Origin of the sequence: Pseudomonas sp. 8BK (assembly GCF_902506475.1) — a bacterium.
GTDB classification, from domain to species: domain Bacteria; phylum Pseudomonadota; class Gammaproteobacteria; order Pseudomonadales; family Pseudomonadaceae; genus Aquipseudomonas; species Aquipseudomonas anguilliseptica.
Map to the genome: position 1 here is coordinate 2,015,679 of NZ_LR733252.1, position 25,831 is coordinate 2,041,509.

At 59.8% G+C, this 25,831-nt stretch carries 22 protein-coding genes and 1 pseudogene; 11 read left to right on the top strand and 12 right to left on the bottom strand.

The window, feature by feature from the left end; genetic code table 11:
- The first annotated feature begins 21 nt into the window (after nt 1–21).
- From ACIN8IBEIGE_RS09225 to ggpS, 5 genes are all read left to right on the top strand, one after another.
- On the top strand, nt 22–375 hold the full coding sequence (locus tag ACIN8IBEIGE_RS09225) for a 4a-hydroxytetrahydrobiopterin dehydratase (protein WP_160014376.1): 354 nt from the start codon (nt 22–24) through the stop codon (nt 373–375).
- The gene (locus ACIN8IBEIGE_RS09230) at nt 372–1,568 is read left to right on the top strand and encodes an amino acid aminotransferase (protein ID WP_160014377.1); all 1,197 of its coding nucleotides are present in this window, start codon (nt 372–374) and stop codon (nt 1,566–1,568) included. The genes ACIN8IBEIGE_RS09225 and ACIN8IBEIGE_RS09230 overlap by 4 nt, the downstream gene beginning before the upstream one ends.
- A 100-nt stretch (nt 1,569–1,668) precedes the next feature.
- Entirely contained in the window at nt 1,669–3,003 is a 1,335-nt protein-coding gene (locus tag ACIN8IBEIGE_RS09235) for a DUF2254 domain-containing protein (RefSeq protein ID WP_160014378.1), read from the top strand.
- Nucleotides 3,004–3,262: 259 nt separating this feature from the next.
- The gene (locus ACIN8IBEIGE_RS09240) at nt 3,263–4,549 is read left to right on the top strand and encodes an MFS transporter (RefSeq protein ID WP_160014379.1); all 1,287 of its coding nucleotides are present in this window, start codon (nt 3,263–3,265) and stop codon (nt 4,547–4,549) included.
- Nucleotides 4,550–4,645: 96 nt separating this feature from the next.
- Nucleotides 4,646–6,913: a glucosylglycerol-phosphate synthase gene (gene ggpS / locus ACIN8IBEIGE_RS09245; RefSeq protein WP_160014380.1), complete on the top strand. Its 2,268-nt coding sequence runs from the start codon at nt 4,646–4,648 to the stop codon at nt 6,911–6,913.
- 52 nt (nt 6,914–6,965) lie between these two features.
- On the opposite strand, the gene ACIN8IBEIGE_RS09250 is transcribed toward ggpS, so the two are convergent.
- The 9 genes from ACIN8IBEIGE_RS09250 to ACIN8IBEIGE_RS09290 form a co-directional block, all read right to left on the bottom strand.
- Nucleotides 6,966–7,385, bottom strand: a complete 420-nt coding sequence (locus ACIN8IBEIGE_RS09250) for a VOC family protein (RefSeq protein WP_160014381.1) — start codon at nt 7,383–7,385, stop codon at nt 6,966–6,968.
- Nucleotides 7,386–7,416: 31 nt separating this feature from the next.
- Nucleotides 7,417–7,836 carry a YciI family protein gene (locus ACIN8IBEIGE_RS09255; RefSeq protein ID WP_160014382.1) on the bottom strand — a complete coding sequence of 140 codons (420 nt, stop codon included), beginning with the start codon at nt 7,834–7,836 and terminating at the stop codon, nt 7,417–7,419.
- Nucleotides 7,837–8,091: 255 nt separating this feature from the next.
- A complete protein-coding gene (locus ACIN8IBEIGE_RS09260; protein ID WP_160014383.1) occupies nt 8,092–8,994 on the bottom strand; it encodes a LysR family transcriptional regulator in 903 nt (300 codons plus the stop codon).
- A gap of 85 nt (nt 8,995–9,079) precedes the next feature.
- Nucleotides 9,080–9,493 carry an alternative ribosome rescue aminoacyl-tRNA hydrolase ArfB gene (arfB, locus tag ACIN8IBEIGE_RS09265; RefSeq protein ID WP_160014384.1) on the bottom strand — a complete coding sequence of 138 codons (414 nt, stop codon included), beginning with the start codon at nt 9,491–9,493 and terminating at the stop codon, nt 9,080–9,082.
- Nucleotides 9,494–9,787: 294 nt separating this feature from the next.
- A complete protein-coding gene (locus ACIN8IBEIGE_RS09270; protein ID WP_160014385.1) occupies nt 9,788–10,633 on the bottom strand; it encodes a PilZ domain-containing protein in 846 nt (281 codons plus the stop codon).
- 428 nt (nt 10,634–11,061) lie between these two features.
- Nucleotides 11,062–11,790 (bottom strand): LrgB family protein, encoded by a 729-nt coding sequence (locus ACIN8IBEIGE_RS09275; RefSeq protein ID WP_160014386.1) that lies wholly within the window; start codon nt 11,788–11,790, stop codon nt 11,062–11,064.
- Nucleotides 11,783–12,151 (bottom strand): CidA/LrgA family protein, encoded by a 369-nt coding sequence (locus ACIN8IBEIGE_RS09280; RefSeq protein ID WP_160014387.1) that lies wholly within the window; start codon nt 12,149–12,151, stop codon nt 11,783–11,785. Before ACIN8IBEIGE_RS09280 ends, ACIN8IBEIGE_RS09275 begins: the two co-directional genes overlap by 8 nt.
- Nucleotides 12,148–12,675 (bottom strand): DUF934 domain-containing protein, encoded by a 528-nt coding sequence (locus ACIN8IBEIGE_RS09285; protein ID WP_160014388.1) that lies wholly within the window; start codon nt 12,673–12,675, stop codon nt 12,148–12,150. The genes ACIN8IBEIGE_RS09280 and ACIN8IBEIGE_RS09285 overlap by 4 nt, the downstream gene beginning before the upstream one ends.
- A complete protein-coding gene (locus tag ACIN8IBEIGE_RS09290; protein WP_160014389.1) occupies nt 12,672–14,342 on the bottom strand; it encodes a nitrite/sulfite reductase in 1,671 nt (556 codons plus the stop codon). Before ACIN8IBEIGE_RS09290 ends, ACIN8IBEIGE_RS09285 begins: the two co-directional genes overlap by 4 nt.
- Before the next feature lie 221 nt (nt 14,343–14,563).
- Between ACIN8IBEIGE_RS09290 and ACIN8IBEIGE_RS09295 the strand changes: the two genes are divergently transcribed.
- The 6 genes from ACIN8IBEIGE_RS09295 to ACIN8IBEIGE_RS09320 all read left to right on the top strand — a co-directional run bounded on the left by ACIN8IBEIGE_RS09295 (nt 14,564) and on the right by ACIN8IBEIGE_RS09320 (nt 21,823).
- Complete coding sequence (locus tag ACIN8IBEIGE_RS09295; RefSeq protein WP_160014390.1) at nt 14,564–15,220, top strand: DsbA family oxidoreductase; 657 nt, start codon at nt 14,564–14,566, stop codon at nt 15,218–15,220.
- A 214-nt stretch (nt 15,221–15,434) separates the two neighbouring features.
- Nucleotides 15,435–15,668: a hypothetical protein gene (locus ACIN8IBEIGE_RS09300; protein WP_160014391.1), complete on the top strand. Its 234-nt coding sequence runs from the start codon at nt 15,435–15,437 to the stop codon at nt 15,666–15,668.
- Between the two features lie 361 nt (nt 15,669–16,029).
- Nucleotides 16,030–17,445: a cytochrome c oxidase accessory protein CcoG gene (ccoG, locus tag ACIN8IBEIGE_RS09305; RefSeq protein WP_160014392.1), complete on the top strand. Its 1,416-nt coding sequence runs from the start codon at nt 16,030–16,032 to the stop codon at nt 17,443–17,445.
- A gap of 64 nt (nt 17,446–17,509) precedes the next feature.
- Nucleotides 17,510–18,919, top strand: coding sequence for a GntR family transcriptional regulator MpaR (gene mapR, locus ACIN8IBEIGE_RS09310; RefSeq protein ID WP_160016350.1), 1,410 nt, complete (start codon nt 17,510–17,512; stop codon nt 18,917–18,919).
- Nucleotides 18,920–19,045: 126 nt separating this feature from the next.
- Nucleotides 19,046–20,125 (top strand): metal-dependent hydrolase, encoded by a 1,080-nt coding sequence (locus ACIN8IBEIGE_RS09315; RefSeq protein ID WP_160014393.1) that lies wholly within the window; start codon nt 19,046–19,048, stop codon nt 20,123–20,125.
- Between the two features lie 90 nt (nt 20,126–20,215).
- A complete protein-coding gene (locus ACIN8IBEIGE_RS09320; protein ID WP_160014394.1) occupies nt 20,216–21,823 on the top strand; it encodes a methyl-accepting chemotaxis protein in 1,608 nt (535 codons plus the stop codon).
- Between the two features lie 13 nt (nt 21,824–21,836).
- Here ACIN8IBEIGE_RS09320 and ACIN8IBEIGE_RS21160 read toward each other — a convergent pair whose 3' ends face one another.
- The 3 genes and pseudogenes from ACIN8IBEIGE_RS21160 to ACIN8IBEIGE_RS09330 all read right to left on the bottom strand — a co-directional run bounded on the left by ACIN8IBEIGE_RS21160 (nt 21,837) and on the right by ACIN8IBEIGE_RS09330 (nt 25,726).
- Nucleotides 21,837–22,718 carry a methyl-accepting chemotaxis protein gene (locus ACIN8IBEIGE_RS21160; RefSeq protein WP_372240008.1) on the bottom strand — a complete coding sequence of 294 codons (882 nt, stop codon included), beginning with the start codon at nt 22,716–22,718 and terminating at the stop codon, nt 21,837–21,839.
- Nucleotides 22,695–23,855: pseudogene (locus tag ACIN8IBEIGE_RS21165) on the bottom strand (HAMP domain-containing protein); the annotation flags it as partial. The pseudogene ACIN8IBEIGE_RS21165 and the gene ACIN8IBEIGE_RS21160, both read right to left, overlap by 24 nt.
- A 410-nt stretch (nt 23,856–24,265) precedes the next feature.
- Nucleotides 24,266–25,726 carry a sodium-dependent transporter gene (locus ACIN8IBEIGE_RS09330; protein ID WP_160014396.1) on the bottom strand — a complete coding sequence of 487 codons (1,461 nt, stop codon included), beginning with the start codon at nt 25,724–25,726 and terminating at the stop codon, nt 24,266–24,268.
- Nucleotides 25,727–25,831: the final 105 nt, after the last annotated feature.

The following is a 25,831-nucleotide window of genomic DNA, read 5'->3' on the forward strand; positions in this document are numbered from 1 at the left end:
TCTTATATTCAGGAGAACCCCATGAGCCTTGCCCAAGCCCAATGCGAAGCCTGCCGCGCCGATGCACCAAAAGTCAGCGATGAAGAGCTGGCCGAACTGATCAGCGAAATCCCGGACTGGAATATCGAAGTGCGCGGCGACCATATGGAGCTGGAGCGGGTGTACCTGTTCCGCACCTTCCGTCATGCCCTGGCCTTTACCAACGCGGTCGGAGCAATTGCCGAGGAAGTCGGCCACCATCCGGCACTGCTCACCGAGTGGGGCAAAGTCACTGTGACCTGGTGGAGTCATGAGATGCGCGGCCTGCACCGTAACGACTTCATCATGGCCGCACGCACCGATGTGCTGGCCGCTGATGCCGAGGGCCGCAAGTGAGCCATTTCCAGAGCATCAGCAGCGTACCCGGCGACCCGATTCTCGGTCTGATGGACGCCTACCGCGCTGACCGCAACCCAGCCAAGCTCGACCTCGGCGTGGGTGTGTACAAGGACGCCCAAGGCCTGACCCCAATTCCGCGCGCGGTAAAGCTCGCCGAACAGCGGCTGGTGGAAAGCGAAACCACCAAGAGTTATATCGGCGGCCATGGCGACCCACTGTTTGCCAGCCTGCTCAGCCAGCTGGTGCTGGGTGTGGACAGCCCGCTGCTGGCCGAACGAGCGGGTGCCACCCAGACACCTGGCGGCACCGGTGCACTGCGCCTGTGCGCGGACTTTATCGCTCAGTGCCTGCCGGGCCGTGGCATCTGGCTGAGTGACCCGACCTGGCCAATCCACGAAAGCATCTTTGCTGCCGCTGGCCTGCGGGTTGGCCATTACCCCTATGTCGGCGCGGACAACCAGCTGAATGTCGAAGCGATGATTGCCGCCCTCGCCCACGTACCCAAAGGCGACGTGGTGCTGCTGCACGCCTGCTGCCACAACCCGACCGGTTTCGACCTCACCCCGCGAGACTGGAAGCGCGTGCTGGAAGTGGTCAAAGCTCGCGAGCTGCTGCCGCTGATCGATTTTGCCTACCAGGGTTTTGGTGACGGCCTGGAGCAGGACGCCTTTGCCGTGCGCCTGTTTGCCGCCGAGCTGCCCGAACTGCTGATCACCAGTTCCTGCTCGAAGAATTTCGGCCTGTACCGCGAGCGCACTGGCGCACTGATCGTCTGCGCCGAGACTGCGACAAAGCTGCAGGACGTACGCAGCCAGCTGGCGTTTATCGCGCGAAACCTCTGGTCCACCCCGCCAGCCCACGGCGCGGCAGTGGTTGCCAACATCCTGGCTGACAGTGAACTGCACAGTCTTTGGGTCAGCGAGCTGGACGCCATGCGCCAGCGTGTCGCCAGCCTGCGCGCCGGCCTGATTGAAGCCCTGCAACCGTATGGCCTGAGTGAGCGCTTTGCGCATATCGCAGTGCAACGTGGGATGTTTTCCTATACCGGCCTCTCGCCGGTTCAGGTGCAGCGCCTGCGCGATGAGTTCAGTGTGTATATGGTCGGCTCAGGCCGGGCGAATATGGCCGGGTTGGACGCCGAGCGCCTGGATCAGCTGGCCAGCGCCATTTCGCGCGTTTGTAGCGACTGACGCCTACCTGAGCCCTGCAGCGGTAGCTCCAGGGCTCAGGTAGCAGCATGTGCCGACAAGCTTGCTATAGTCGCCACACGCCCATCGCGCCGAGACGACCGTGCCCCGCTTGTTGAATTTCGCCTTTCGCCTGTACCAGCGCATCTTGCACAGCCTGGCCCTCTACCCGACGCTGATCGCATCGGGCTTCTTCGTTCTGTGCCTGCTGAGCATGAGCATCGAGTACCAGCCCTGGATGATGTCGCTCAAAGCTGAGATTGATGTCGGCCTGGTGCGCAATGCCGATAATGCTCGCTTGATTCTCGGCACCCTGGTCGGCGGCATCCTGTCGCTGATGGTGTTCAGCTTCTCAATGGTCATGGTGGTGCTCAATAATGCCGCCGCCGCGCTATCACCACGCGTGGTGCCAGGCCTGATCAGCGACAAGAGCCATCAGAAGACCCTGGGCTTCTACCTCGGCACCATCCTCTTCTCGCTGCTGCTGATCACCACAATTGAACAGAACCACTCGACCCAGGTGCCCAGCCTCGGCGTGCTGATGGCATTGGCGATGGGCATCGCCTGCCTCGGCCTGTTTGTGCATTTCATCCACTCGATTTCCCGCTCGATTCAGGTGGAGTACATCCTCAACAATCTGTACCACACCACCCTGGCCAAACTCGCCGCGCGCGAAACCAAGCTGGCCGCCATCGACAATCTGCCCAACTGGCCAGATGAACAAAACTGGCAGGAGGTCTGCGCGCAACGCAGCGGTTATTTCAAAGAGCTCAACGTCAACACGATCAACAGCATCCTGTGCGAGCACGATCTGCGCATGACCGTGCTGATCCACCGCGGTTTCTTCGTGATGAGTGGCCGGCCGCTGTTCAAGCTCGACCGTGAGGTCGATTCAACAGTCAGCGATGCGCTACTCGACTGCTTCGATTTCTTTCTAGAGGAATACGCCCATACCCACTACCTGTTTGGCTGCACACAGATGTCGGAAATCGCCGTCAAGGCGCTCAGTCCCGGCATCAACGACCCCGGCACGGCGATTACCGCCATCGACCTGCTCAGCGTGTTGTTCAGCAAGCGCCTGGCGTTGCCGGACCTGGATGTCACCCTGGCAGACGATAACCTGCCTCGCCTGCTGCATTACGAACTCTCGCTGGATGAGCTACTGCAACAGGTGTTCGGGCCCATTCGCCACTACGGTTGCAGTGATGTCAGTGTGCTGCTCGGTTTGCTGCAGGCCTTCAAGAACCTGCTCTACCAGCCACTGCGTGCAGCGCAGAAAACCGATCTGCTGCGGCATGTGCGCAGCGTGCAGGAAACTGCCGATCAGCATCTGAGCAACAGCCGTGATCGCCAAGCCATCAATCAACTACTGGAACGGATCAACCAGACTGGTTCAACTCAGGAGCCTGTCGCACTGCTTGCCATACCGAGCGCTTGAAACAGCAACAAGCAACCCTCAAACGGCTCGCGATAGCCTGGCAAAGCGGCGAAGAATTAGACGTTGGCCGCGAACAGTATTGGTGCAACACGGCTTTTCAGCGCCCTTTGTGCCCACACAAGCGCTACCTGAAAAAATCAAAAGACCGTTTATCTATAAAATTAACCATTTAAAAACAATAACTTAATTAGTTACCTGGCTAAGCACTGGCACCCTTCATGCTTGCACTCAGCGGCATAGTTCCCTAGGGTAGGTCGCCATGTGGTCCCTGATTGCCCCTATCAGCTCGTTGCTCGGTGGGGTTGCGTTACTCCTCCTCGGCAATGGTCTGCTCAACACTCTACTGACCCTGCGTGGCGTCGCCGAAGGCTACTCCACCTCGATGCTCGGCCTGATCATGTCCGGGTACTTTGTCGGTTTTCTCCTTGGCACCTGGCTGGCGATTCCGCTGGTCCGCCGCGTTGGGCATATTCGTGCGTTTGCCTTTTGCGCCGCCCTCGCCGCCATCACCGCCCTGCTGCATGTACTGATCGTCGACCCTTGGGTCTGGTTGGGCCTGCGCGTGCTCTACGGCCTGGCGTTGGTCAGCCTGTATATGGTGATCGAGAGCTGGCTTAACGCCCAGGTACCCAACGACAAGCGCGGCCAGGTGTTTGCCGTGTATATGGCAGTCAACCTCGGTGCGCTGGCCGCCGCGCAGCAACTGCTCAACTTGGCCTCGCCAAGTGACTTCGTGTTGTTCGTGCTGTCGGCGATTCTGATCAGCGCGGCCTTGATGCCCATTACCCTGACTCGCCAACTTCAACCCAGTGTGCCGGATACCCTGCACACCAACCTGCGCCAGATTGTCGGTATCGCACCACTGGCCATTGCCGCCGCGGGCTTATCCGGCCTGGCCCTCGGCGCGTTCTGGGGTATGGCGCCGGTATACGCCAGCCTGAAAGGCTTCGATGCCACCGGCGTGGGTTTGCTGATGAGCAGCACGATTCTCGGCGGCGCATTGCTGCAATGGCCGATTGGTATCTATTCGGATAGACACGACCGCCGCCTGGTGCTGTTCTGGGTCGTCGCGTTGGCCGTCGTGGTTGCCGTGCTGATGAGCCTGTTGCCGGCCGGTCGCCTGCTGCTTGGGCTGATATTTATCTGGGGCGGTTTGGCCTTTGCCATCTACCCGATTGCCGTGGCGCAGCTGATCGACCAACTGCACAGCGATGAAGTCCTCGCCGGTTCCAGCAGCCTGCTGATGGTCAATGGCATCGGCTCGGTATGCGGCCCGCTGCTCGCCGGTCTGCTGATGCAACACCTTGGCGCCCAGGCGCTGCCTTTGTATTTCGCCGCCACCCTCGGCCTGCTCGCGGCCTACACGCTGTATCGCCTGCGCCATGTCAGTGACCTGATCAGTGCACCCGCCGGGCACTTTATGCCCATGCTGCGTACCAGCCACACGGTGCTTGAACTGATGCCCGATGCACCGCCCACAGACGACCCAGACTCCCCTGACTCACATGAGGACCCGCCCAACCCGGCGCCGCAGACGCCTGGGTAAACCAAGAGGCGAACGCCCCATGGCGCAATCGCCCATAGCTCGTCGGCCTTTGTCGGCGCGTCACTGCACCCACTTAACTGGACAGGAAGACAGCGCATGTTACTTGCCACCGATCTCGATGGAACCTTTCTCGGCGGCGATCCCAAGGATCGCCTGAGCCTCTATCAGACCATCGCCGCCCACCCGGAAATCCGCCTGGCTTACGTCACTGGCCGCAGCCTGGAATCAGTGCTGCCACTGCTGGCAGACCCGACCCTGCCACAACCGGATTTCATCATCTCCGATGTCGGCGCCAGCCTGGTGCATGGCGACACCTTGCAGCCGATCCAGCCCCTGCAAAGCGCGGTGGACGCCCTCTGGCCCGGCGACAGCCAGGTTGCCAGCGCCATCGAACGCTTTGCTCTGGAGCGCCAGGACGTACCGCAGGTGCGCCGCTGCTCGTACTTCTGTAGCCCGGAACAGGCGGCCAGCCCGGAGCTACAGGAAGTCGCAGAGAGTCTGGGCTGCGATCTGCTCTATTCGGCCGAGCGCTACCTGGATTTTCTGCCCAAGGGCGTCAACAAGGGCAGCAGCCTGCAGGCGCTGATCGACTGGCTGGAACTGGACAACGACCAGGTGCTGACCGCTGGCGACACGCTCAACGACCTGTCCATGCTCAACGGCCAGTTCAAGGGCGTGTGTGTAGGCGCATCCGAAGACGGCCTGCTGCAGGCCACCCGCCAATATTCGCGGGTATTGCATGCCGAGCGCGCCGGGTGTGGCGGCATTCTTGAGGCCTTTGTGCACTTTGGCTTTCTCGGCAAACAGGGCATCGCCGCCGAAGGCAAGCAAGTCGCCGACCCGGGCAAGGCCGATCTGGTGATGGTCTACCACCGCCTGCCCTATGAAGAGTTCCGTGGCGCAGATGGCAAGCTACAACGCCGCCGCCCGACTTCACCCAACGGCATTATCCCCACACTATTGAGTTTCTTCGGCGACGGTCGCGCCGGCTCCTGGGTCGCCTGGGCCGAGCATGACGTTAACAACGGCGAGACCTTCGACAGCCACACCACGGTGGATGCCGAGCGCTACCCAAAGCTGACCGCCGCACGCGTGGCGCTGAGCAAGGAAGAGGTCGACATCTTCTACAAGCGCTTCTCCAAGGAAGCCTTCTGGCCGACCCTGCACACCTTCTGGGAGCGCGCGCAGTTCCGTGAGGACGACTGGCAGGTGTTCCTCAAGGTCAACCGTGCCTTTGCCGAACGCACCGCCCTGGAAGCGGCTGAAGGTGCCACGGTCTGGCTGCATGACTACAACCTGTGGATGGTGCCCGGCTACCTGCGCGAACTGCGCCCGGACCTGCGCATCGCCTTCTTTCACCACACCTACTTCCCCTCGGCGGATGTGTTCAACGTATTGCCCTGGCGCCGGCAGATCATCGGCAGCCTGCTGCAGTGCGACTACATCGGCTTTCATATCCCGCGCCAGGTGGAAAACTTCGTCGATGCCGCGCGTGGCGTGATGCCGCTGCAAACCGTCAGCAGGCAGAACTGCGCGCCACGCTTTATCACCTATGGCTGCGCCGTAGGCCTGGAGCGCATGACCACCGCCGTGGATACCGGCAACCGCGTGGTCAAACTCGGCGCCCACCCGGTGGGCCTGGATATCGAGCGAGTACGCAGCGCCCTGGCCGCACCGAAGATCAGGGAAATGATGGAACGTCTGCGTAGCGAACTTGCTGGGGTCAAACTGATTCTCTCGGTGGAACGCCTCGACTACACCAAGGGCATTCTGGAAAAGCTCAACGCCTATGAGCGCCTGCTGGAAGAAAACCCCGAGCTGCTGGGCAAGGTCACCCTGGTCACCGTCTGTGTGCCGGCGGCCAAGGAAATGACCATCTATGACGAGCTGCAAGGGCAGATCGAACAGGCCGTGGGCCGCATCAACGGCCGCTTTGCCCGCATTGGCTGGACGCCGCTGCAGTTCTTCTTCCGCAGCCTGCCATTTGAGGAAGTCAGCGCCTGGTACGCCATGGCCGACGTGATGTGGATTACCCCACTGCGCGACGGCCTCAACCTGGTGGCCAAGGAGTTTGTCGCGGCTCAAGGCCTGCTGGATGGCCGTGGCGTGCTGGTGCTTTCGGAGTTTGCCGGCGCTGCCGCCGAGCTCAAAGGCGCGCTACTGACCAACCCGCATGACCCGGTGGATATGACGCAAACCTGCTATGTGGCGCTGAATATGCCCAAAGCGGAGGCCCAGGCACGCCTGCGTGAGCTGTTCGATATCGTCAACTACAACGACATCCGCCGCTGGGGTGATGAATTTCTCACCGCCGTCAGCGACCCGCAGGATCAACTGGACCGCGCCCTCGGGCTGGTCGGCTAGGCGGCAACGGCGCAGCTGCATAGGCCAGCTGCGCCGAGCCAAGCCTGCACATCTAACCCATCTGCGCGTCAATATCGCAGTTGATCATCCAGCTCACGCCGAAACGGTCAGTAAGCATGGCAAAGCGCGTGGCCCAGAAGGTCTGCTGCAACTCCATCTGCACCGAACCGCCCGCCGACAGCGCTTTGTACAGGCGCTCGGCCTCCGGCACGTTGTCCACCTGCAGGGATATCGAGCAGCCCTTGATGCCCTCATACGGCATACCCGGGAAGGTGTCGGACGCCATCAGCAGTTGGTCGCCCATGGTCAGGCAAACATGCATTACGCGGTCGTGAAACTGCTCCGGTACATTGCCAGCTTCCGGGCTTTCGCCAAAACGCATCAGTCCCAGACTGCCACCCAGGCACTCGGCGTAGTAATTAAAGGCCGCTTCGCACTGACCATCGAATATCAAATAGGCATGGATCTTCATTTGCACTCTCCTTAGTACGGTTTTCTGGGGTTTACGATTCAAGCCGCGTACGCAGGCGTTCTTCCTGCTCGCGCAACTCGGGGGTGAATTCATCGCCAAAATCCTCGGCTTCGAAAATCTGCCGGATCTCGATTTCGCTGTCGCCGGGCATCGGATTGGGGCAACGCTTGACCCACTCGATACACTCCGCCAGAGACGCCACCTGGAAAATCCAGAAGCCGGCGATCAGCTCCTTGGTTTCTATAAATGGCCCATCTGTAACGCTGCGCTGGCTGCCGGAGAACTTCACCCGTGCGCCTTTGCTGCTGGGCTGCAGGCCTTCGCCGGCGAGCATCACGCCCGCTTCAACCAGCTCTTCGTTGTAACGCCCCATCGCCGTCAGCAGCTCCTCGCTGGGCATAAAGCCGGCTTCGGAATCTGCAGTTGCCTTGACTATCACCATAAAACGCATGCCGCTGTCCTCGCGTAATTGATTGATCAGCCTGCCGCCAGGGGGTTGTCCGGGTATGTAATGGCAGACCGCAAACCCAAAGCTGGGTTCTATAAAGTAGTCGAACGGCAGAATGGCAAATCGACAGGCGCCCGAAAAAATATCGGATTAAATCCAGATCGAGTGATTGCAGTGACAAGGCAGGAGCGGTCTTGGCTATTGCGCTAGCTGAGTCAATGCGCGGGCCAGCCCTCCGCTACCCAAACAGCAAAGCGCTTAGCCCGTCTGTACAGACTCAACCAGCTGACTGCTCAGGTAATCAAGAAAACAGGTGATGCGCGACGCCAACGCGGTGTTGCGGTAATACACCGCATGAATCGGCTGGCGCACCTCGACAGTGTCGCGCAACAATAGCTGCACAAGCTCGCCGCTGGCGCGGTCGGCGGCAGTCATAAAATCCGCCAGGCAAACGATCCCTGCACCACTCAACGCCAGTTGACGCAAGGTTTCGCCGCTGGAGGCGCTAAGACTCGGAGTGATGCTGTAGGTATCCCCCTGCGCATGGCGCAGCGGCCACTGGTTAAGGCTGTCTGGCTGGGTAAAGCCGAGCAGGCTATGCCCGCTCAGCTGCTCGACGCTTTTTGGCGTGCCATGCGCCTTGAGGTAGGTCGGGCTGGCGAGAATACGCAGGCGATTGCTGCCCAGCGGTCGCGCATGCAGGGTGGAGTCGCGCAGCGCACCGATACGGATGGCCACGTCGGTACGCTGCTCCAGCAGGTCGATGATCTGGTCGCTGCTGTGCAGCTCCAGCTGAATATCCGGGTATTGCGCCCGAAACCCCGCCACCAGCGGCACCACTGCATGCAACATAAAGGGCGCGGCGGCATTCACCCGCAAACGCCCTGCTGGCTTTTGCCGGCGCACCTTCATCTGCTCTTCGGCGCTTTCCACTGCCTCGAGAATCTTGCGCGCCTGAACCAGGAAGGCCTGGCCCTCTTCCGTCAGCTCCAGCCGCCGCGTGGTGCGGCGCAGCAGCGTGACATCGAGCTTTTCTTCCAATCGACTAAGCGCGCGACTGACGCCTGAGGCAGTCTGCGTCAGTTGCTCTGCAGCGGCGCTGATCGAGCCGCTGTCCACCACGCTGACAAAGGCCAGCAGTTCATCAAGGGTCGTTTTCATTCGTGCATAGTAGTCAAATATGCCACTCAGAAAACTCTATTTACCTCATGAATAACCAACACCCAGAACAGCCCAACAGCAGCTGTTAAAAATCAACCTTGCCGCGCCCCGCCTTGATCGTGCCGCGAATGCTCTTGCCTTGCAGACGGCGCTTTTTCGAGCCCAGGGTTGGCTTGGTCGGGCGGCGGGCTTTTTCGATTTTGACGGCGCTGCGAATCAGCTCGGCCAGACGTTCCAGGGCATCGGCACGGTTCTGCTCCTGGGTGCGGTACTGCTGGGCTTTGATAATTACTACGCCTTCAGCGGTGATACGGCTGTCGCGCAAGACCAAGAGCCGCTCCTTGTAGAACGGCGGCAAACTGGAAGCCTGGATGTCGAAGCGCAGATGTATCGCGCTGGAGACTTTATTGACGTTCTGCCCGCCCGCGCCCTGAGCACGGATAGCGGTTAGTTCGACTTCATCGTCAGGCAGATGAACGCTGTTGGATATAGCCAGCATGGATGGGCTTCAGTGCGGCAAAGGGGGGGGGGTCAGGATAACGCTAACGTAGGACCGTTGCCTGATCGCATTACCAGTCGTCCTAAGAATTTTTAACAGAGCTAGCCGTTGCGCCGCAGAGTCTCAGATCAACTGATGTGCTCAATTTCTCTGACGCAGAAAAGCAAATGCTATCGGCAGCTTCTAACGGGTAGTTTTCAGCCAGTCGTGAATGATTGAGAACGGCCATTTCAGTCGTCAGCTGCAATCAGAACGTGGAACTCTCGTTCTGGGTGACCTACAGGCAAGGATTGATTACTGCGAGTGATCTTGGTTTTCAATATGCGTGCGCAAGGTGTTCTTAGCGGAGATCAAGCGCACGCCCAAACCATTACTGCTAACGCGCACCGCCACCCCACGAACAGCCGTCGATTCAACAGGTAGGTCTTTGACCTGTACGGTAAGCAATTCACCTTCAATGAACATCTTGTCGGCATCTTTTAACTCAATGAATACGCCCGTATCGGAGATGTCTCTGGTCACGCCTGTCGACATGCCACGCTGGCCTTCGATTGTGACTATCAGCTCAACGTTAGAACGCAATGCCTTGCGGTCGGCTTTGGTTTGAGACACCTGCTTACGTCGGGCGTCTAATTGGACACGCTCATCAATGAGTTGGTTTTGCAGTTGTTCCTCTACCCAGGCGGATCGTGCGCTGTTGTTATTGGCTTTAGCTAGGCGTAATGCCCTATCGTTTTGCGCTATTGCTGTGAGCAACTTTGAACTGGTGTCAGGTGAGGAGGCTTTAGCGCCTGGGCTGTTCAGCAGAATGTCATTTTGCAGCTGCTCGATGCGCTCACTAATTATCGATAGTTGTTGTGCTGCTGCCGACATACTTGCAGACGAAAAAGGAATACCGAGCTTAAAGCGTAACTTGTCAGCAATGGTTAGTTTGGCTTTGGTCTCTTGCTCCAGCAGTTGCTGGCTTGCAAGTTCACTACGCAATTGTTCACAGTACTCTACGGCCTCTTTGAGTGCAGAGAAGAAAACCTCATTAACGCGTTCGAGCTCCTGCTCAATCCAGCGTTGATTAAGTTCGACTCGGATCTGTTCAAGTCGCAAAGCTTTTGTTGTGTTGGCTGCGGAGCGTTCGGTGGTCATAGAATCAACACCATACATTCAGTCCATGCTTTCCGAGTATACCTTTTGAGCTGGAAACGCAACCGCGTTGACGCAACACATGAACTAAAAACTTCAGTAGGTGTTCTTAGCTGGAGTTGCACCAGGTTTCGTAACCACTCGATGGGGGATGCCTCTGGCCGGGTCCGATCTCGTCCGGCAGTCGTCGCCCCATCACAGCCAGTGGAAAGCAGCTGGAAACGGCCAAAACAGTCATCGGCCGTCTACATATAAACAAGCAAATCGCTATAAAGTCTTTCCACAAAAACCAAGAACAAGACTTCGAAGCCAGCGATGAGCCGGATCAACCTGCCCTTGGCGCTGGAGCTGTATTGAGCTTGGTCGCTGCCCAGCTAAGTACCTTGCAAGGCTGACAGGCGCACAACTCCGCCAAACCTTAAAACTGTATGTCACAAGCCGGCGAGCGCCCAGCCGGCCAGCAATGGCAAGAGTACGGCGCTGATTACTCCGAGCAGACTCATGCCTAGAGCGGCAAAGGCACCACACTCGGAGCCCTCCTCCAGCGCCCGTGCGGTGCCAATTGCGTGAGCATTGATGCCGTAGCTCAACCCACGCGCCGCCGGGTGAGTCACCTTGAACACGCCCAGCAACCAAGGCCCCAATGCCGTACCAATAACCCCGGTCAGCATAACGAACACCGCTGCCAGGGAAGCAAGGCCGCCGAGTTGCTCCGCCGCCAGCATGGCAATGGGCATGGTCACCGACTTACCCGATAGGCTCGCCAATACTGGCAGTTGTGCACCCATTGCATGGGCAATCAGCAGCGTCAGCGTAACCGTCAACGAGCCGCCGACCAGTACAGTCAGCAGCACCGGCCAGGCCAGCAGGCGGATGCGTTTGATGTTGTTGTACAAGGGGACGGCCAGGGCGATGGTCACCGGACCGAGGAGAAAGGCAATGGGCGCAGCCCCTTGACGGTAGGTGGGGTAATCCATGCCGCAGGCCAATAACGCGCTCACAACCAGCAACATGGCTACCATCACCGGCTGCAACACCAACCAACCGCTGCGCCGGTACAGCCATAGGGCAAACTGAAACGCCAGCAGCGTCAGCCCAACAGGGAATAGCGGATGATCAACCACCAATCGCCCCACAGCCAACCACGACCACTCACTCATGGTGGCCCTCCTCCCGCTGCTCAACACGAGTGGCCCGGCGCTGCATCATCCAGCCGCACAACGGCAACGTGACCAGTAACGACAGACACAACGCAGTGAGAATGGCCGGCAGGTCAGCAAGCAGTGCATCGCTGGCCAGCATGATTCCCGCAGCGGGCACGACAAACAGCAACGGCAGGTACTGCAACAGGATGCTGCTTGCCTGGCTCAGCGGCTCACTGACCTGCCCGCGCAGCAGCAGATAGGCAAACAACAGCAGTAGGCCAATCACGCTACCCGGCAGCGCGGGTAGCAACAGCTCACTGACAAGACTTCCGAGTATTTGCAGGAGGACCAGCCAGGTAAGGCCTTTGAGCATCATCCTTGGCTGCCATCAGCTCGCCGACGAAACAAAGGACGTGGCTCTATCGCTGAACGACCGTACAACACACTCATGCCCGCCAAGCCTTTAAGCGCCTCCTCGACCGACTTATCCTCGCGCACGGCGAACGCATCGAAACCGCATTGGCGCATATGGCTGAGCTGGTCTCGCAGTACATCGCCTACCGCGCGCAACTCACCCTGCCACCCCAGTCGCGTGCGCAACAAGTAAGCCTGACTGTAGCCACGGCCGTCACGAAAGCTGGGGAAGTCGATAGCGATCAACGGCACGATCGGCAGATGAGTTTGCAGGCTCTCCACGTCATCATCCGGCGCGAGGCAAACGCCCTCTAGACTGAAACGCTCCCCCCGTAAAATGCTCTCGTCCTGCCGTTCAAACCAAGTACTCAGCGGCAAGATCAGCGGCGTGGCAGAATAAGCCGCGAGGTTGTCAGCCAATAAGCACCAAGGGTCGTTCTCGACGATGCTCGGCACACCATCAATCAGCCTGATCAAATTGTTCATGCGCTCACCTGCTGCTTGCGATAAACCTGTTCCTTGAACGGTTCCAGGCCGATTCGCTGCACGGTATCGACAAAGCGCTCCTCGGCTTCACGGTAATCGGTGAAGGTTCGCACTAGCCCATCGATCACCTCAGGAATCTGCTCAGCACTGAACGCCGGACCAATCACCTTACCCAACGCACTGCTCTTGCCTTGCGAGCCACCGATGGTCACCTGGTACCACTCGCTGCCGTTTTTATCGACACCGAGAATACCGATGTTGCCAATGTGGTGATGACCGCAGGCATTCATGCAACCGGAGATATTCAGGCTGATATCGCCCAGGTCATGCAGGTAATCGAGGTCGTCGAAGCGCTGTTGAATAGCCTGAGCGATTGGGATCGACTTGGCGTTGGCCAGGGCGCAGAAGTCGCCACCCGGGCAGGCAATCACATCCGTGAGCAAGCCGATATTTGGCGTTGCTAGGCCAGCCTCTCCCGCCGCTTGCCACAAGGCATACAAATCCGTCTTACGGATGTCGGGCAGCACAACATTCTGCTCATGGGCAATGCGCAACTCGGCGAAGCCAAAGCGCTCAGCCAGATCGGCAAGCACGTCCATCTGCTGCGCGGTCACATCACCGGGCGGCGCGCTAATGCCCGGTTTGGTCGACAACACCACGGCGGTATAACCCGGCACCTTGTGCGCCAGGGTATTGCGCGACACCCAACGGGCAAACTCAGCGTTCTGCGCCATGGCAGTACCGAAGCCCAGGTCAACCTCAGGTAATTGCTCATAGGCCGGCGCGACGAAGGCATCGGCCACGCGCTGATACTCTTCCTGGGTCAATTCGGCCGGGCCATCTTTGATGTGCTGCCACTCAGCCTCAACCTCGCGTGCGAACGCCTCGATCCCCAGGGCTTTGACCAGAATCTTGATACGCGCCTTGTACTTGTTGTCGCGGCGGCCATGGCGGTTGTACACACGCAGCACCGCCTCGACATAGGACAGCAGATGCCGCCAGGGCAACGCCTCGCGAATCTGCTGACTGAGGATTGGCGTACGCCCCAAGCCGCCGCCCACCATCACCCGCAACAACAACTCCCCTGCCTCGTCGCGGTACAGGTACAGGCCGATGTCATGCATCATCACCGCCGCGCGGTCTTGCTCAGCCGCGCACAGAGCGATCTTGAACTTGCGCGGCAGATAGAGAAACTCTGGGTTGATAGTCGACCACTGTCGCAAGATTTCCGCCAACGGACGCGGGTCCAGCAGCTCATCGGCAGCGACCCCGGCGAAGGCTTCAGTGGTGATATTGCGCACACAGTTGCCGGAGGTCTGGATCGCATGCATCTCCACCTCGGCCAGGTGTTCGAGAATATCCGGCACCTGCTCAAGCTCGATCCAGTTGAACTGGATGTTCTGCCGGGTAGTGAAGTGCCCATAACCCCGGTCGTATTGCTGCGCGATATTGGCCAATGCACGCATCTGCCGTGCCGCCAACGTCCCGTAGGGGATCGCCACCCGCAGCATGTAGGCATGCTTCTGCAGGTACAGACCATTCTGCAGGCGCAGTGGTAGAAACTCTTCCTCGCTCAGTTCGCCACTGATACGGCGCTCAACCTGATCGCGAAACTGCGCCACACGCTCATGCACCAGCGCGTGGTCGTATTCATCGTATTGGTACATCGGCGGCCTCGGCTATTGTCGATGGCCGCACTATGCCCGTGGCTCTGATACCGAAACAGCGGCAGATTCAGCGAAAAAATACGGAGCAGATGCTGCGGTCAATCTCTCAGGACGCCGCAGCACGGAAATTCATATCGGTTATTTTCAGCCCGACGCGGTCGCTGAGAAACCTATCACCGGGCTATCCTACGACGCATTGAATTCACGCGGAGGAAGCGTCCATGACCACTCTCAACTCAAAAAAACTGCACATCGACATCGTTTCTGATGTGGTTTGCCCGTGGTGCATCGTCGGTTACCGGCAGCTGGAAAAGGCCCTGCAAGCCAGCGGCACCGACTATGAGCTGCATTGGCAGCCGTTTGAGCTAAACCCCGACATGGTGCCCGAAGGACAAAACCTGCGCGAACACCTCGCGGAGAAATATGGGGCGAGCAAAGAGCAGTCGCATGAGAACCGTCTACGGATAACGCAGGCCGGCGCAGAGCTGGGCTTCGAGTTCAGTTTTACCGACGACATGCGCATGCACAACACCTTCAACGTTCATCAGCTTCTGCATTGGGCCGATCAACAGGGCCGCATGCACGACTTGAAACAGGCGTTTTTCGTCGCGCACTTCACCCATCGCCGCAATCTCTCGGATAACAACGTACTGGCCGATGTGGCCGCAGAGATTGGGCTAAATCGTGACGGCGCGCTGGCCGTTCTTGCAGACCAACGCTTCGCCAACGAAGTGCGCGCGACTGAACAGTCGTGGATAAGCCAAGGTATCAGTGGTGTCCCAGCCGTGATCTTCAACCGCCGCCACCTTGTGACCGGCGCGCAAGGTGTCGAAAACTACACACGCATCCTGGAACAGTTGGCAACACTGGAAGACTGAGTAGCGCGACTCTGCATGCTGAATCGCAGCTGCTGACCAGCGAAACTGCAGAATTGATCGATTACTGCGCAACGACTCCTGCCTTTCAGGAGCCGGATTGATTATTCGTCTGGTACCACCGGTGCCAGTGCTACTCCCGCGAGCTAATAGTTAGGTGCATATGAATACTGACGGTGTCGGACTCATATTCGTAATATTGTTTTTAGCATGCTGCATGTCCGCTTTTGTTGTTTGGATATTTGCGGCTTACCATTTATTCAAAACAACTAACAATTTCAAGTCCGAAAAAGAATGGGGAAGATTCATTCCGCTCTCATTGTTCATGCCAACTTTCTTTACTGAAACTGGTAATGTTCACCGTGCAAAATTCCTCAGGGCAACTGGTTACTTCGTCTTGCTAATTGCTACAGGTTTTGGGTTAGGCCTGATCAACGAGGCTTTGAAATGAAAAATCGCATTCAAAGCAAGTTGATATGTGTGTGCATAGCACCTAACTAGTGGTTCAATTCGTTCGTTGCGCTCACTGGGACTGGCTAAAGCCAGCCCCTTAGCCAAACGTTCTATGCCGCATGCCGTTGCCGCGTAGACACTAAACACGACGGCCTCAAAATCAGCGAGAAAGCACGTTACAGAGGCTGCTGCTTGACTGCTGTCGGCAATGCACCTGCTGCAACATTCAGCACAGCCTCCCCCACACCATGAATTTTCAGAGCATCTGATCCGCTTTTTATTGGAAAACCTGAGTCTGTTATCCAAACAGCTGCGCTCGCATCATTCGCCTCGCCTGATAAAGCCCGACGAGGCCCGTAATGAGCGAACGTATTCCCGCGCAGATCATCGAGACCATCGACCCGCGCCAGCCTATCCGCCTGACGCCTTCGCAGGCTGGCGGCCCGATCCACACCCGCAGCTTCACTGGCCTTTATCGCAACCTGCGCCTGTACGGTGCGGGCTTGTTGTTTCTGATCTTCTTTGGCACCGCCTGGCTCGACTGGGGCGGCCGTCAGGCGGTGCTGTGGAACCTGGCCGAGCACCGCTACTACATCTTCGGCGCGACCTTCTGGCCGCAGGACTTCACCCTGCTCTCGGCGCTGCTGATCATTGCCGCCTTTGGCCTGTTCACCATCACCGTGGTGGCCGGACGGGTGTGGTGTGGCTATACCTGCCCGCAGAGTGTGTGGACCTGGGTATTTATGTGGGCAGAGAAAGTCACCGAGGGCGAGCGTAATCAGCGCATCAAGCTCGATGCTGCGCCCTGGTCACTGAAAAAACTGGCGCGGCGCAGCGCCAAACACGCGATCTGGCTAGGCGTCAGCCTGCTCACGGCGCTGACCTTTATCGGATATTTCACGCCAATCCGCCCATTGGCCAGCGACCTGCTGCACCTGCAACTGGACGGCAGTACGCTGGTGTGGCTGCTGTTCTTTATGGCCGCCACCTACCTTAACGCCGGCTGGCTGCGCGAGAAGGTCTGCGTACACATGTGCCCGTACTCGCGCTTCCAGAGTGCAATGTTCGATGACGACACCCTGCTGGTGGCCTACGACGCCAAGCGCGGTGAAGGCCGTGGCCCGCGCAGGAAAGACAGCGACCACAAAGCCGAAGGCCTGGGCGACTGCATCGACTGTCATATGTGCGTGCAGGTCTGCCCAACCGGTATCGATATCCGCGATGGCCTGCAGATCGACTGCATCAGCTGCGGCGCCTGTATCGACGCCTGCGATTCGATCATGGACAAGATGGGTTATGCCCGAGGCCTTGTCGGCTATCACTCCGAGCGCGAACTGCAAGGTGGCAAGACCCACTGGCTGCGGCCACGGCTGGTTGGCTACGGCATAGCCCTGGTGCTGATGCTTGCCGCCTTTGTCTGGGCCTTGAGCGCGCGTTCGATGTTGTCCATCGACTCGGCCAAGGACCGCAGCATGTTCCGCGAGAACCAACTGGGGCAGATCGAGAACACCTACCTGCTCAAGGTGATCAACAAGACCCAGCAGCCGCAGCGTTATGCTCTGGCGCTGGTCGACAGCCCCGGCCTGCGCCTGGATGCGCCGCAGCAGTTGCAGCTCAACCCCGGAGAAATCCTCGATGTCCCAGTGACCGTGGTGCTGGAGCGTGAAGAGGCCGCCACCAGCACCCTACCCGTGCGCTTCGCGATCCATAACCTGGCCGATAGCAGCGAGCAGGCACAGACGCAGAGCGTTTTTCTGTCACCGCGCGGGCGCTGACAGTCGCATGGCCAAGCAACTCCACGTAGAGTGCGGTCATCCACTGGCCGCCCCTACGGACACGATGAAACGCTACGAGAAATTCGCCGACCAGATTGCCGAACTGATCCGCACGGGCATGCTCGCTCCCGGCGAAAAGGTGCCCTCGGTGCGCCACGCCAGCCGTACCTATGGGGTCAGCCCATCCACGGTGTTCCAAGCCTATTACCTGCTGGAAGACCGCGGCCTGATCCAGGCCCGCGCGCGCTCCGGCTACTTCGTCCGCGAGTTGGCGCGGCATTCCCTGGCCGAACCGGAAACCAGCCAACAGCCGACGCAAACCACCGAAGTGGATGTCAGCGAGCTGGTGTTCTCGGTCCTCGCCTCACTCAAAGACCCAGGCACCGTGCCATTCGGCTCGGCCTTCCCCAGCCCGCAGTTGTTTCCTCTGGCGCGCCTGGCCCGCGCTATGGCGCACAGCCTGCGTGATATGCCGCCGCAAGCGGTGATCGCCGATATGACCGAGGGCAACCCCAACCTGCGCCGGCAGATTGCCCTGCGTTATATGGTCAGCGGCGTGATGTTGCCCCTGGAAGAACTGGTGATCACCAGCGGCGCCATGGAAGCACTCAATCTGTGTCTACAGACGGTGACCCAACCCGGCGATCTGGTGGCCATCGAGGCACCGGCCTTCTACGCCACGTTGCAGGTGCTGGAGCGGTTAAAGCTCAAGGCGGTGGAAATCCCGGTCAACCCCCGTGAAGGCATCGACCTGGAGGTGCTCAGCGAGCGTCTGGCCAGCCTGCCGATCAAGGCCTGCTGGTTTATGAGCAGCCTGCAGAACCCACTCGGCGCGAGCATGAGCGATGACAAGAAGCACGCGCTGTATGAACTGCTGCTGCGCCATCAGGTGCCGCTGATCGAGGATGACGTGTACGCCGAGCTGTATTTCGGCAGCCAGCCGCCCAAACCGGTGAAAAGCTTCGACCGCGACGGCCTGGTGATGCACTGCGGCTCGTTTTCCAAATGCCTGGCGCCGGGTTATCGGGTTGGCTGGGTGGCTGGCGGGCGCTATGCCGAGCAGATCAGCCGGCTCAAGCTGATGACCACCATCTCGCCCTCCGTGCCGGCCCAGGCCGCCCTGGCCGAGTACCTGCAGCACGGCGGCTACGACCGCCACCTGCGCAAGCTGCGCCACGCCCTGGAGGCGCAGCAGGCATCGATGCTCGCCTCGGCTGCGCGGCATTTCCCGGCCAGCACCAAGGTCACCCGTCCCAGCGGCGGCTACTTTCTCTGGTTCGAGTTCCCTGAACAGGTCGATGCCTTGCGCCTGTTCCAACTGGCTCTGGCCCAGGGCATCAGCCTGGCACCAGGACCGATCTTCTCGGCCACCCGGCGCTTCGGCAATTGCGCACGGCTTAACTACGGCCACCCCTGGGATGCGCAGAGCGAACAGGCCATGGCCGTGCTGGGGCGGATTATTTCCTCCTTCTAGAGCCTTGTTACGTTCAGCCAACTCCGCCTTTGCGGTGCATGGGCTGAAATCTTTCTTCGATATTTTTCGCAGCAAACGGCCGGCAGCTCGGCTAATTTAGCCGCCTGTTCAATTCAGAGATCAGTCATGGATTCGATAACCCAAGCGGTACTTGGTGCCACTATTCAGGGCGCACTGCTCGGCCGCTGGCAAGGACGCAAGGCACTGCTTTACGGCGCCATGCTCGGCACATTGCCGGATCTGGATGTGGTCATCGATTACGGCGACGCCGTGGCCGATATGACCTATCACCGTGGTTTCAGCCACTCGCTGTTTGTTCTCACCGGCCTTGCGCTGTTTCTGACCTGGCTGACCCGACGCTTCCGGCATAACCCCGGTTATTCAGCACAGCGGTTATTTATCACCCTGTGGCTGGTGCTGATTACCCATCCGCTGCTCGACAGTTTCACCAGCTACGGCACCCAGCTGCTCTGGCCGCTGACGCCCATACCTACCGCCTGGTCGAGCATCTTTATCATCGACCCGCTCTACACCATTCCTCTTTGCGTCGCCGTGGCCCTTGGGCTGCTTTATGGCCTGCGCGACCACAATCTGCAAAACAAGGCGGCCAGGGCTCCGGCTCTAGCCTTGCTGATTTCCTCCTTGTACCTGGGCTCTACCCTGGGCGGCAAATACATGGCCGAGCAGCGCGTGGAAACCGAACTGGCGCGTCAGGGCATCGAAGCTCAGCAAATCTTCAGCACCACCACGCCGTTCAACAGTCTGCTGTGGCGGGTGATAGTGCTCGATGGTGAGGATTACCACGAGGCGCTGGTCAGCTGGTTTGACGATGCACCGCCGCAGCTCGCGCGCATCCCGCGTGGCACACACCTGGCTGCAGCCCTGGCCGACTCGCCGGCGCACGCGCGGCTGGCCTGGTTTACCAATGGCGTGCTGCGCTATGACCAACTGGGCGAGCAGCTGGTGGTCACCGACATCCGCCTGGGCATGACCGGTTTCCACCCCTTCCGCTTCGACTTCGCCACCCTGAAAGACGGCGAGTGGCACGTGCATGACAACATCCAGCGCCTGCCGATAGAACGCGGTGATGTATCGCGCCTGCAGCTGCTGTGGGCGCGTATATGGCAGCCCGAGGTGCAAGTACCGCTTCTGGCCTGGGCTGATGAGTTACGTAAAGTGCCGCTGGCCAGCAGCGACTTGCCATAACCACACCTGCCGACCTGCATGGGCCGGCCCTACAGCGATGCTGCGCATGGTCTAGGCTGAATTCCAACCTATCTCCGTTGGAGTCTAGCCATGAATATCCGGCAGAAAATGATCGCCTGTGGCGCGATCAGCGTACTGGCAGCCACCCTGCTGGGTAGCATCGGTTTCTGGGGGCAAACCCGCCTGGCCAGCGCCCTTAACGAAAATCAGCTGAGTGTCAGCGCTCTGCGCAACCACCTGGAAGGCGACATGATGCATGACGCCCTACGCGCCGATGTACTCGCAGCCTTCTATATCGACCCTGCCGACAACGCGGCGGTAACCCAGGTACGCGATGACCTGCGCGAGCACAGCGAATGGTTTACCCGCACCCTCAACGACAACGCCAAACTGCCGCTCAGCGCGGATATTCGCCAGGCCATCAGCCAGTCTCAGCCAGCCCTGGCCAGTTACATCCAGCAGGCCGAGGGCATCGTCAACCTGGCCCTGACTGACCCGCAGGCCGCACGCCAACAGATGGCCGCCTTCGATGCCAGCTTCGGTGATCTGGAAGAAAAGAACGAAGCCCTCAGCGGCCTGATCGAAGCGCACTCGGCAAAAACCCGTAGCGACGGCGAAGCTGCCGTGCAACAGGCAGCCTGGTTGCTGATTGGCGGCATTCTGCTGGTCTGCTGCCTGCTCTGTCTGCTCACCACCCAGTTGATGAAAGCCGTCTTGCGCCCACTGGAGAAGATCATCGGGGTGGCGCGCAACATTGCTCAGGGCAACCTGCGCAGCACCATCAGTGTCGACAGCAACGATGAAGCCGGGCAGCTGCAGCAGGCACTGGCGGACATGCAGAGCAATCTGCGGCAGATGATCGACGGCATCCGCCAAGAAGGTGAACAGCTGCAGCAAACCGCGCGCAGCCTTAACGGCGCCTCGCAGAGCATCGTACGCAGCACCACAGAAGAGTCGCAGAGTGCCAGCAGCATGGCCGGGGCCATGGAGCAGATGATGCAGAACATCGAACAGATCGCCGGCCACGCGCGCAATGCCCAGGAAATTTCCTCGCATTCCGAACACCTGGCCAGCAACGGCGGTCAGGTGATCATGGGTGTGGTTGACGGCATGAGCCGGATTGCCGAAGCGGTTAACGAATCCAGCGCCACCATCACCGTACTGGGCGAATCATCGGAAGAAATTCACTCGATTATCCAGGTAATCAAAAGCATCGCCGAACAGACCAACCTGCTCGCGCTGAACGCCGCCATCGAGGCCGCGCGCGCGGGTGAGGCCGGCCGTGGCTTTGCCGTGGTGGCCGATGAGGTACGCAACCTGGCCGCGCGCACCGCGCAATCGACCCAGGAAATCACCGGGATGATAGAACGCATCCGCACCAGCACCGAGCAGGCAGTCAACAGTATGCAGACCGGCGTTACTCGGGTGAACGATGGCGTGTCCCTGGCGCGTCAGGCCGGCGAGTCGATCAGTGAAATCCGCGGCGGCGCACAACGTGCGGCCGAGGTGGTGGAGGAGATATCGCAGACCATCGACGAACAGAGCCGCGCCAGCAGCGAGGTGGCGCAGCAGGTCGAACATATCGCGCAGATGTCGCAGCAAAACAGCCGCACCGTGCATGAACTGGCCGACGCTGCGCAAAGCCTCGACCGCGTGGCGCGCAGCATGCAGAGCGCAGTGCTGCAATTTCAGACTTGAGCGTGACTCCTGACTAGCTGCGGAACTGCGCCACGAGCCCCTGCAGTTCAACCCCCAGGCGCGCCAGCTCCGCGCTGGATGCTGCGGTCTGCTGGCTGGCGCTGGCGCTTTGCTCGCCGATATCACGCACCCGCGTCACGCTTTCACTGATGGTTTCCGCCACTGCGCTCTGCTCTTCGGCGGCGGCGGCAATCTGCTGGTTCATCTGCTCGATGGTGCTTACCGCCTGGGTAATACGACCCAACGCGGCGCCGGCTTCACCCGCCAGCGTTACGGTGCGCTGAGTCAGGCTGCGGCTGCTGTCCATCTTCTCCACCGCACCCTTGGCCAGGCGTTGCAGACTGGCGATCAGCCCTTCGATTTCTTCGGTGGAATCCTGCGCGCGCTTGGCCAGGGCTCGCACTTCATCGGCCACGACGGCAAAGCCGCGCCCCTGCTCGCCAGCCCGTGCAGCTTCGATGGCGGCGTTCAGCGCGAGCAGGTTGGTCTGTTCGGCAACATTGCGAATCACCTCCAGCACCCCACCAATCCGCGCGCTTTCCTGATTCAGCGCGGCGATGGCCTCGGCGGATTCTTCAACTTCAGTGGCCAGGTGACCAATCTGGCTGACTGCCTGCTGCACCACCTGATTGCCCTGCTGCGCTTCCTGATCAGCCGCGCGGGCAGCCAGAGAAGCCTGCTCGGCGTTCTGCGCCACTTCCTGCACGGTTGCGGCCATTTCATGCATGGCGGTGGCGGTCTGTTCAGTTTCCATCTTCTGGTTCTGCACGCCCGCGCTGGTTTGCGCGGTGATCGCCGAAAGCTGCTCGGCAGCGGCGGCAATTTGGCTGACGCCACCGCCAATACGCCCAACCAGGGTGCGCAGACTCACGCTCATCACCTGCATGGCAGCCATCAATTGACCGGGCTCGTCACGGCGATCCTGCGGCAGGTCGTGGGTCAGGTCGCCAGCCGCAATGCGCTGGGCAAACACCACGGTCTGCTGCAGGGGCGCGACAATCAGGCGGGAGATAATCAGCGCCGCCAACATGCCAATAATCACCGCAGCAATGCCCATCGCGCCGAGCAACAGCATGGCCTGGCGGCTGTCCGCGGCCATGGCCTGCTCTTGCTGAACTTTGGCTTCATCCACCAACGCCAGCACGGCCTGGGCACGTTCAACCATGGCCACTTCGCTCTGCTGGCTCTGTCCACGCACCTGCTGGTAATTAGTGAATGCCTGCTGATACAGGGTCAGCGCCTTCAAGGCAGTTTCAATGGCGCCTTTCTGATCGTCGTCCAGCCAGACCATCAGGCTGCGCGCCACGGTTTGCAGGTCGTCGTTGATATAGGTCCACTCTTCCAGGGCTTCGGCCGAGCCATCGATGATGTACTGACTTTCATGGCCGCGCAGGTCGAGCATGCGTTTGCTCAGGCCCGAAGCGGTTTCCGCCAGGGTCAGCGGGTCACTGCCGCGCAATTTGTCACCTTCCAGGCGCAGTTCACGCACCGCGTCGTACATGTCCAACTCAATCACATCGAACTGATCACGCGCCTCACCAGCCGCTTCACGCATCTGCGTGCGCGCCGCGCGGGCATTGTTCTGCTGCTCGACAAAACTGTCGAACTGCCGGCGATAGTCGTCGATGGCCTGCTGCATGCTTTTCAGACGCGCCTGATCGGCACGGGATGCGGCCGCCAACTGCTGGACAAGTGTCGCGCCGACCCGGTTCAGTTGCTCATGCACCTGGGCGGCAGCCTCGCTGGTTTGCCGCAGAGCAAAATCACGCTCGGCACGGCGGGCCTGCAACACCTGCGCATCGATCGCCGATAAGCCACTGGTACTGGTATGCCCGTCCAATACGGCTTGCACCGCCAGAAAGCCACTGCCGGTAACGGCAACTGTAAGCAACAGCACCAGGCCGAAGCCACACATAAGCTTTTTTCCGACAGACAGATCGGCGAACAGACGCGCGGCAGAAGAGGACATAACAACTCCGTTTTTATTATCGAGCGCAGCAAGGCTGCACGATGGCGGCCCAGGCAAGCACATAAACAACTGATGGCAGTTTAGCTCCGCTTTATTGCAACCCTTGCGCCAGAGGCCTGAGCTGGGTTTAGGCAACAACGCAAAGGCCCGAGCCAGAGCCGTTGACGGCGGACCAGGGCGATAAAGCCAAAAGCCGAATACTGCGGACAACCCGGTTTATCGGCAGGTTTCCGCTGATCCTTTATCGCGAATGGCGAGTTATCGCCAGAAAGTCCACGCCAAGGATATGACGAGCATAAGAAAGGCCATGAGCCCATCACATGTTGCGAGACGAAAAATCGCAGGCTGGCGTTGAACAAAGCCCAGCAGGCAGCGGCATATCTTTAGGCAGAAGGTATTCAGGCATCGCCAATAAAAAGGGCGCACGGCTTTTGCCTGTGCGCCCTTCTCTACTGCGGCTCAACGTGGCGTGATTAACGCCCGGCGAGCACCGGTACGACTCGTGGCCTGAGCACTTCACCGAGCACAGCGAGCAGGCCGATGGCGCCAGCAATCCAGTACCACTGGGCAATCGGGTCAAACATCAACCAGCCCAGAGCGTGCAGGAACACCACCATGATCAGCACCGGGCTGACGTAGCGCACCATAAACAGCCACAGGGCATAGCCCAGCGGCGGCAGATTCAGCTCATCACGCATGATCTCGCTGCGCAGGGCGTAACCGGCCAGCAACACCATGAAGATACCGCCCAGCGGCATCATCCAGCGTGAAGTCAGGTAATCCAGCCAGTCGAAGAAGTTCTTGCCCAGCGGCGTCCAACCGGCCAGCAGGTTGAACGAGAGCATCGCCAGCAGGCTGATCACCAGCAGCACCGCACCGGAAGTGGCTGCAGCCTTGAAGCGGCTGATACCGTACTTCTCATTCAGGTAGGCCACCGTGGCTTCGATCATGGAGATCGCCGAAGTCAGCGCGGCAATCGACACCATGGCGAAGAACAGCACGCCGAATGCTGTGCCGAACGGCATCTGCTGGAAGGCCAGCGGCAGGCTCATAAAGATCAACCCCGGCCCGGCGCTCGGGCTCATGCCGTTGGCGAAGATAATCGGGAAAATCGCCAGCCCCGCCAGCAGCGCCACGCAGGTGTCGCAGATGGCCACAACAAAGGTGGTGCGCGCCACCGACTGGCCGTCCGGCAGGTAGGAGCCGTAGGTGAGAATTGCCCCGGAGGCCAGACTCAGGGTAAAGAAGGCATGGCCCAGCGCGGCCAGCAACGCTTCACCGGTAATTTTCGAAGCATCGAAGGTAAACAGAAAATCGAAGCCAGCGCTGAAGCCGCCACTGGTAAAGGCGTAGCCCACCAGAATTAGCAGCATCAAGGCCAGACCCGGCATCATCCAGCGCACGGCATTCTCGATGCCCTTCTGCACGCCCTTGGCGACGATCCACAAGGTCAGCAGCGCCACCAGCACGCTCCAGCCGCCGAGCTGCCAGGGGTTGGCGTTATGCGCTTCGAATACCCCACCAAGGGCTTCCACGCTGGTAGCTGCCAGGGAGCCGTCGAGCATTTTCACCGTGTAGGCAAAGGCCCAACCGGCCACCACCACGTAGAAACACAGGATCATAAAGCCGGCCAGCATGGCCATGCCGCCGACCGCCTTCCACAGCGGGTTGCCGTTGTTTTCCTTGACCACCCGACCGATCGCATCGATGGGGCTGCCACGGCCGCGGCGGCCAATGGCGATCTCGGTCATCATCACCGGGATACCAATGGCCAGGATGCAGGCCAGGTACATCAGCACAAACGCGCCGCCGCCGTATTCGCCGGTGATGTAGGGGAATTTCCAGATATTGCCCAGCCCCACAGCGGAGCCGGTTGCAGCAAGAATAAAGCCCCAGCGCGAGAGCCAGAGGTTCTTCGGTTTTTCACGGGTCATGCGTCACCTGTTTGTTTTTATCTGTGACGAAATAGAACCCGCAGCGCTTGTGGCGCGGCGGAGTGGCAAGGCACACAGAGTGTGAAGGCAGCCGATCTGGCCACC

What these genes read in the sequence shown, in the direction of transcription:
- ACIN8IBEIGE_RS09225 (WP_160014376.1), top strand. Translation starts at nt 22, where the DNA reads ATGAGCCTTGCCCAAGCCCAATGCGAAGCCTGCCGCGCCGATGCACCA.
- ACIN8IBEIGE_RS09240 (WP_160014379.1), top strand. Translation starts at nt 3,263, where the DNA reads ATGTGGTCCCTGATTGCCCCTATCAGCTCGTTGCTCGGTGGGGTTGCG.
- ggpS (WP_160014380.1), top strand. Translation starts at nt 4,646, where the DNA reads ATGTTACTTGCCACCGATCTCGATGGAACCTTTCTCGGCGGCGATCCC.
- ACIN8IBEIGE_RS09250 (WP_160014381.1), bottom strand. Translation starts at nt 7,385, where the DNA reads ATGAAGATCCATGCCTATTTGATATTCGATGGTCAGTGCGAAGCGGCC.
- ACIN8IBEIGE_RS09255 (WP_160014382.1), bottom strand. Translation starts at nt 7,836, where the DNA reads ATGCGTTTTATGGTGATAGTCAAGGCAACTGCAGATTCCGAAGCCGGC.
- ACIN8IBEIGE_RS09260 (WP_160014383.1), bottom strand. Translation starts at nt 8,994, where the DNA reads ATGAAAACGACCCTTGATGAACTGCTGGCCTTTGTCAGCGTGGTGGAC.
- arfB (WP_160014384.1), bottom strand. Translation starts at nt 9,493, where the DNA reads ATGCTGGCTATATCCAACAGCGTTCATCTGCCTGACGATGAAGTCGAA.
- ACIN8IBEIGE_RS09270 (WP_160014385.1), bottom strand. Translation starts at nt 10,633, where the DNA reads ATGACCACCGAACGCTCCGCAGCCAACACAACAAAAGCTTTGCGACTT.
- ACIN8IBEIGE_RS09275 (WP_160014386.1), bottom strand. Translation starts at nt 11,790, where the DNA reads ATGAGTGAGTGGTCGTGGTTGGCTGTGGGGCGATTGGTGGTTGATCAT.
- ACIN8IBEIGE_RS09280 (WP_160014387.1), bottom strand. Translation starts at nt 12,151, where the DNA reads ATGATGCTCAAAGGCCTTACCTGGCTGGTCCTCCTGCAAATACTCGGA.
- ACIN8IBEIGE_RS09285 (WP_160014388.1), bottom strand. Translation starts at nt 12,675, where the DNA reads ATGAACAATTTGATCAGGCTGATTGATGGTGTGCCGAGCATCGTCGAG.
- ACIN8IBEIGE_RS09290 (WP_160014389.1), bottom strand. Translation starts at nt 14,342, where the DNA reads ATGTACCAATACGATGAATACGACCACGCGCTGGTGCATGAGCGTGTG.
- ACIN8IBEIGE_RS09295 (WP_160014390.1), top strand. Translation starts at nt 14,564, where the DNA reads ATGACCACTCTCAACTCAAAAAAACTGCACATCGACATCGTTTCTGAT.
- ACIN8IBEIGE_RS09300 (WP_160014391.1), top strand. Translation starts at nt 15,435, where the DNA reads ATGTCCGCTTTTGTTGTTTGGATATTTGCGGCTTACCATTTATTCAAA.
- ccoG (WP_160014392.1), top strand. Translation starts at nt 16,030, where the DNA reads ATGAGCGAACGTATTCCCGCGCAGATCATCGAGACCATCGACCCGCGC.
- mapR (WP_160016350.1), top strand. Translation starts at nt 17,510, where the DNA reads ATGAAACGCTACGAGAAATTCGCCGACCAGATTGCCGAACTGATCCGC.
- ACIN8IBEIGE_RS09315 (WP_160014393.1), top strand. Translation starts at nt 19,046, where the DNA reads ATGGATTCGATAACCCAAGCGGTACTTGGTGCCACTATTCAGGGCGCA.
- ACIN8IBEIGE_RS09320 (WP_160014394.1), top strand. Translation starts at nt 20,216, where the DNA reads ATGAATATCCGGCAGAAAATGATCGCCTGTGGCGCGATCAGCGTACTG.
- ACIN8IBEIGE_RS21160 (WP_372240008.1), bottom strand. Translation starts at nt 22,718, where the DNA reads ATGGCTGCCATGCAGGTGATGAGCGTGAGTCTGCGCACCCTGGTTGGG.
- ACIN8IBEIGE_RS09330 (WP_160014396.1), bottom strand. Translation starts at nt 25,726, where the DNA reads ATGACCCGTGAAAAACCGAAGAACCTCTGGCTCTCGCGCTGGGGCTTT.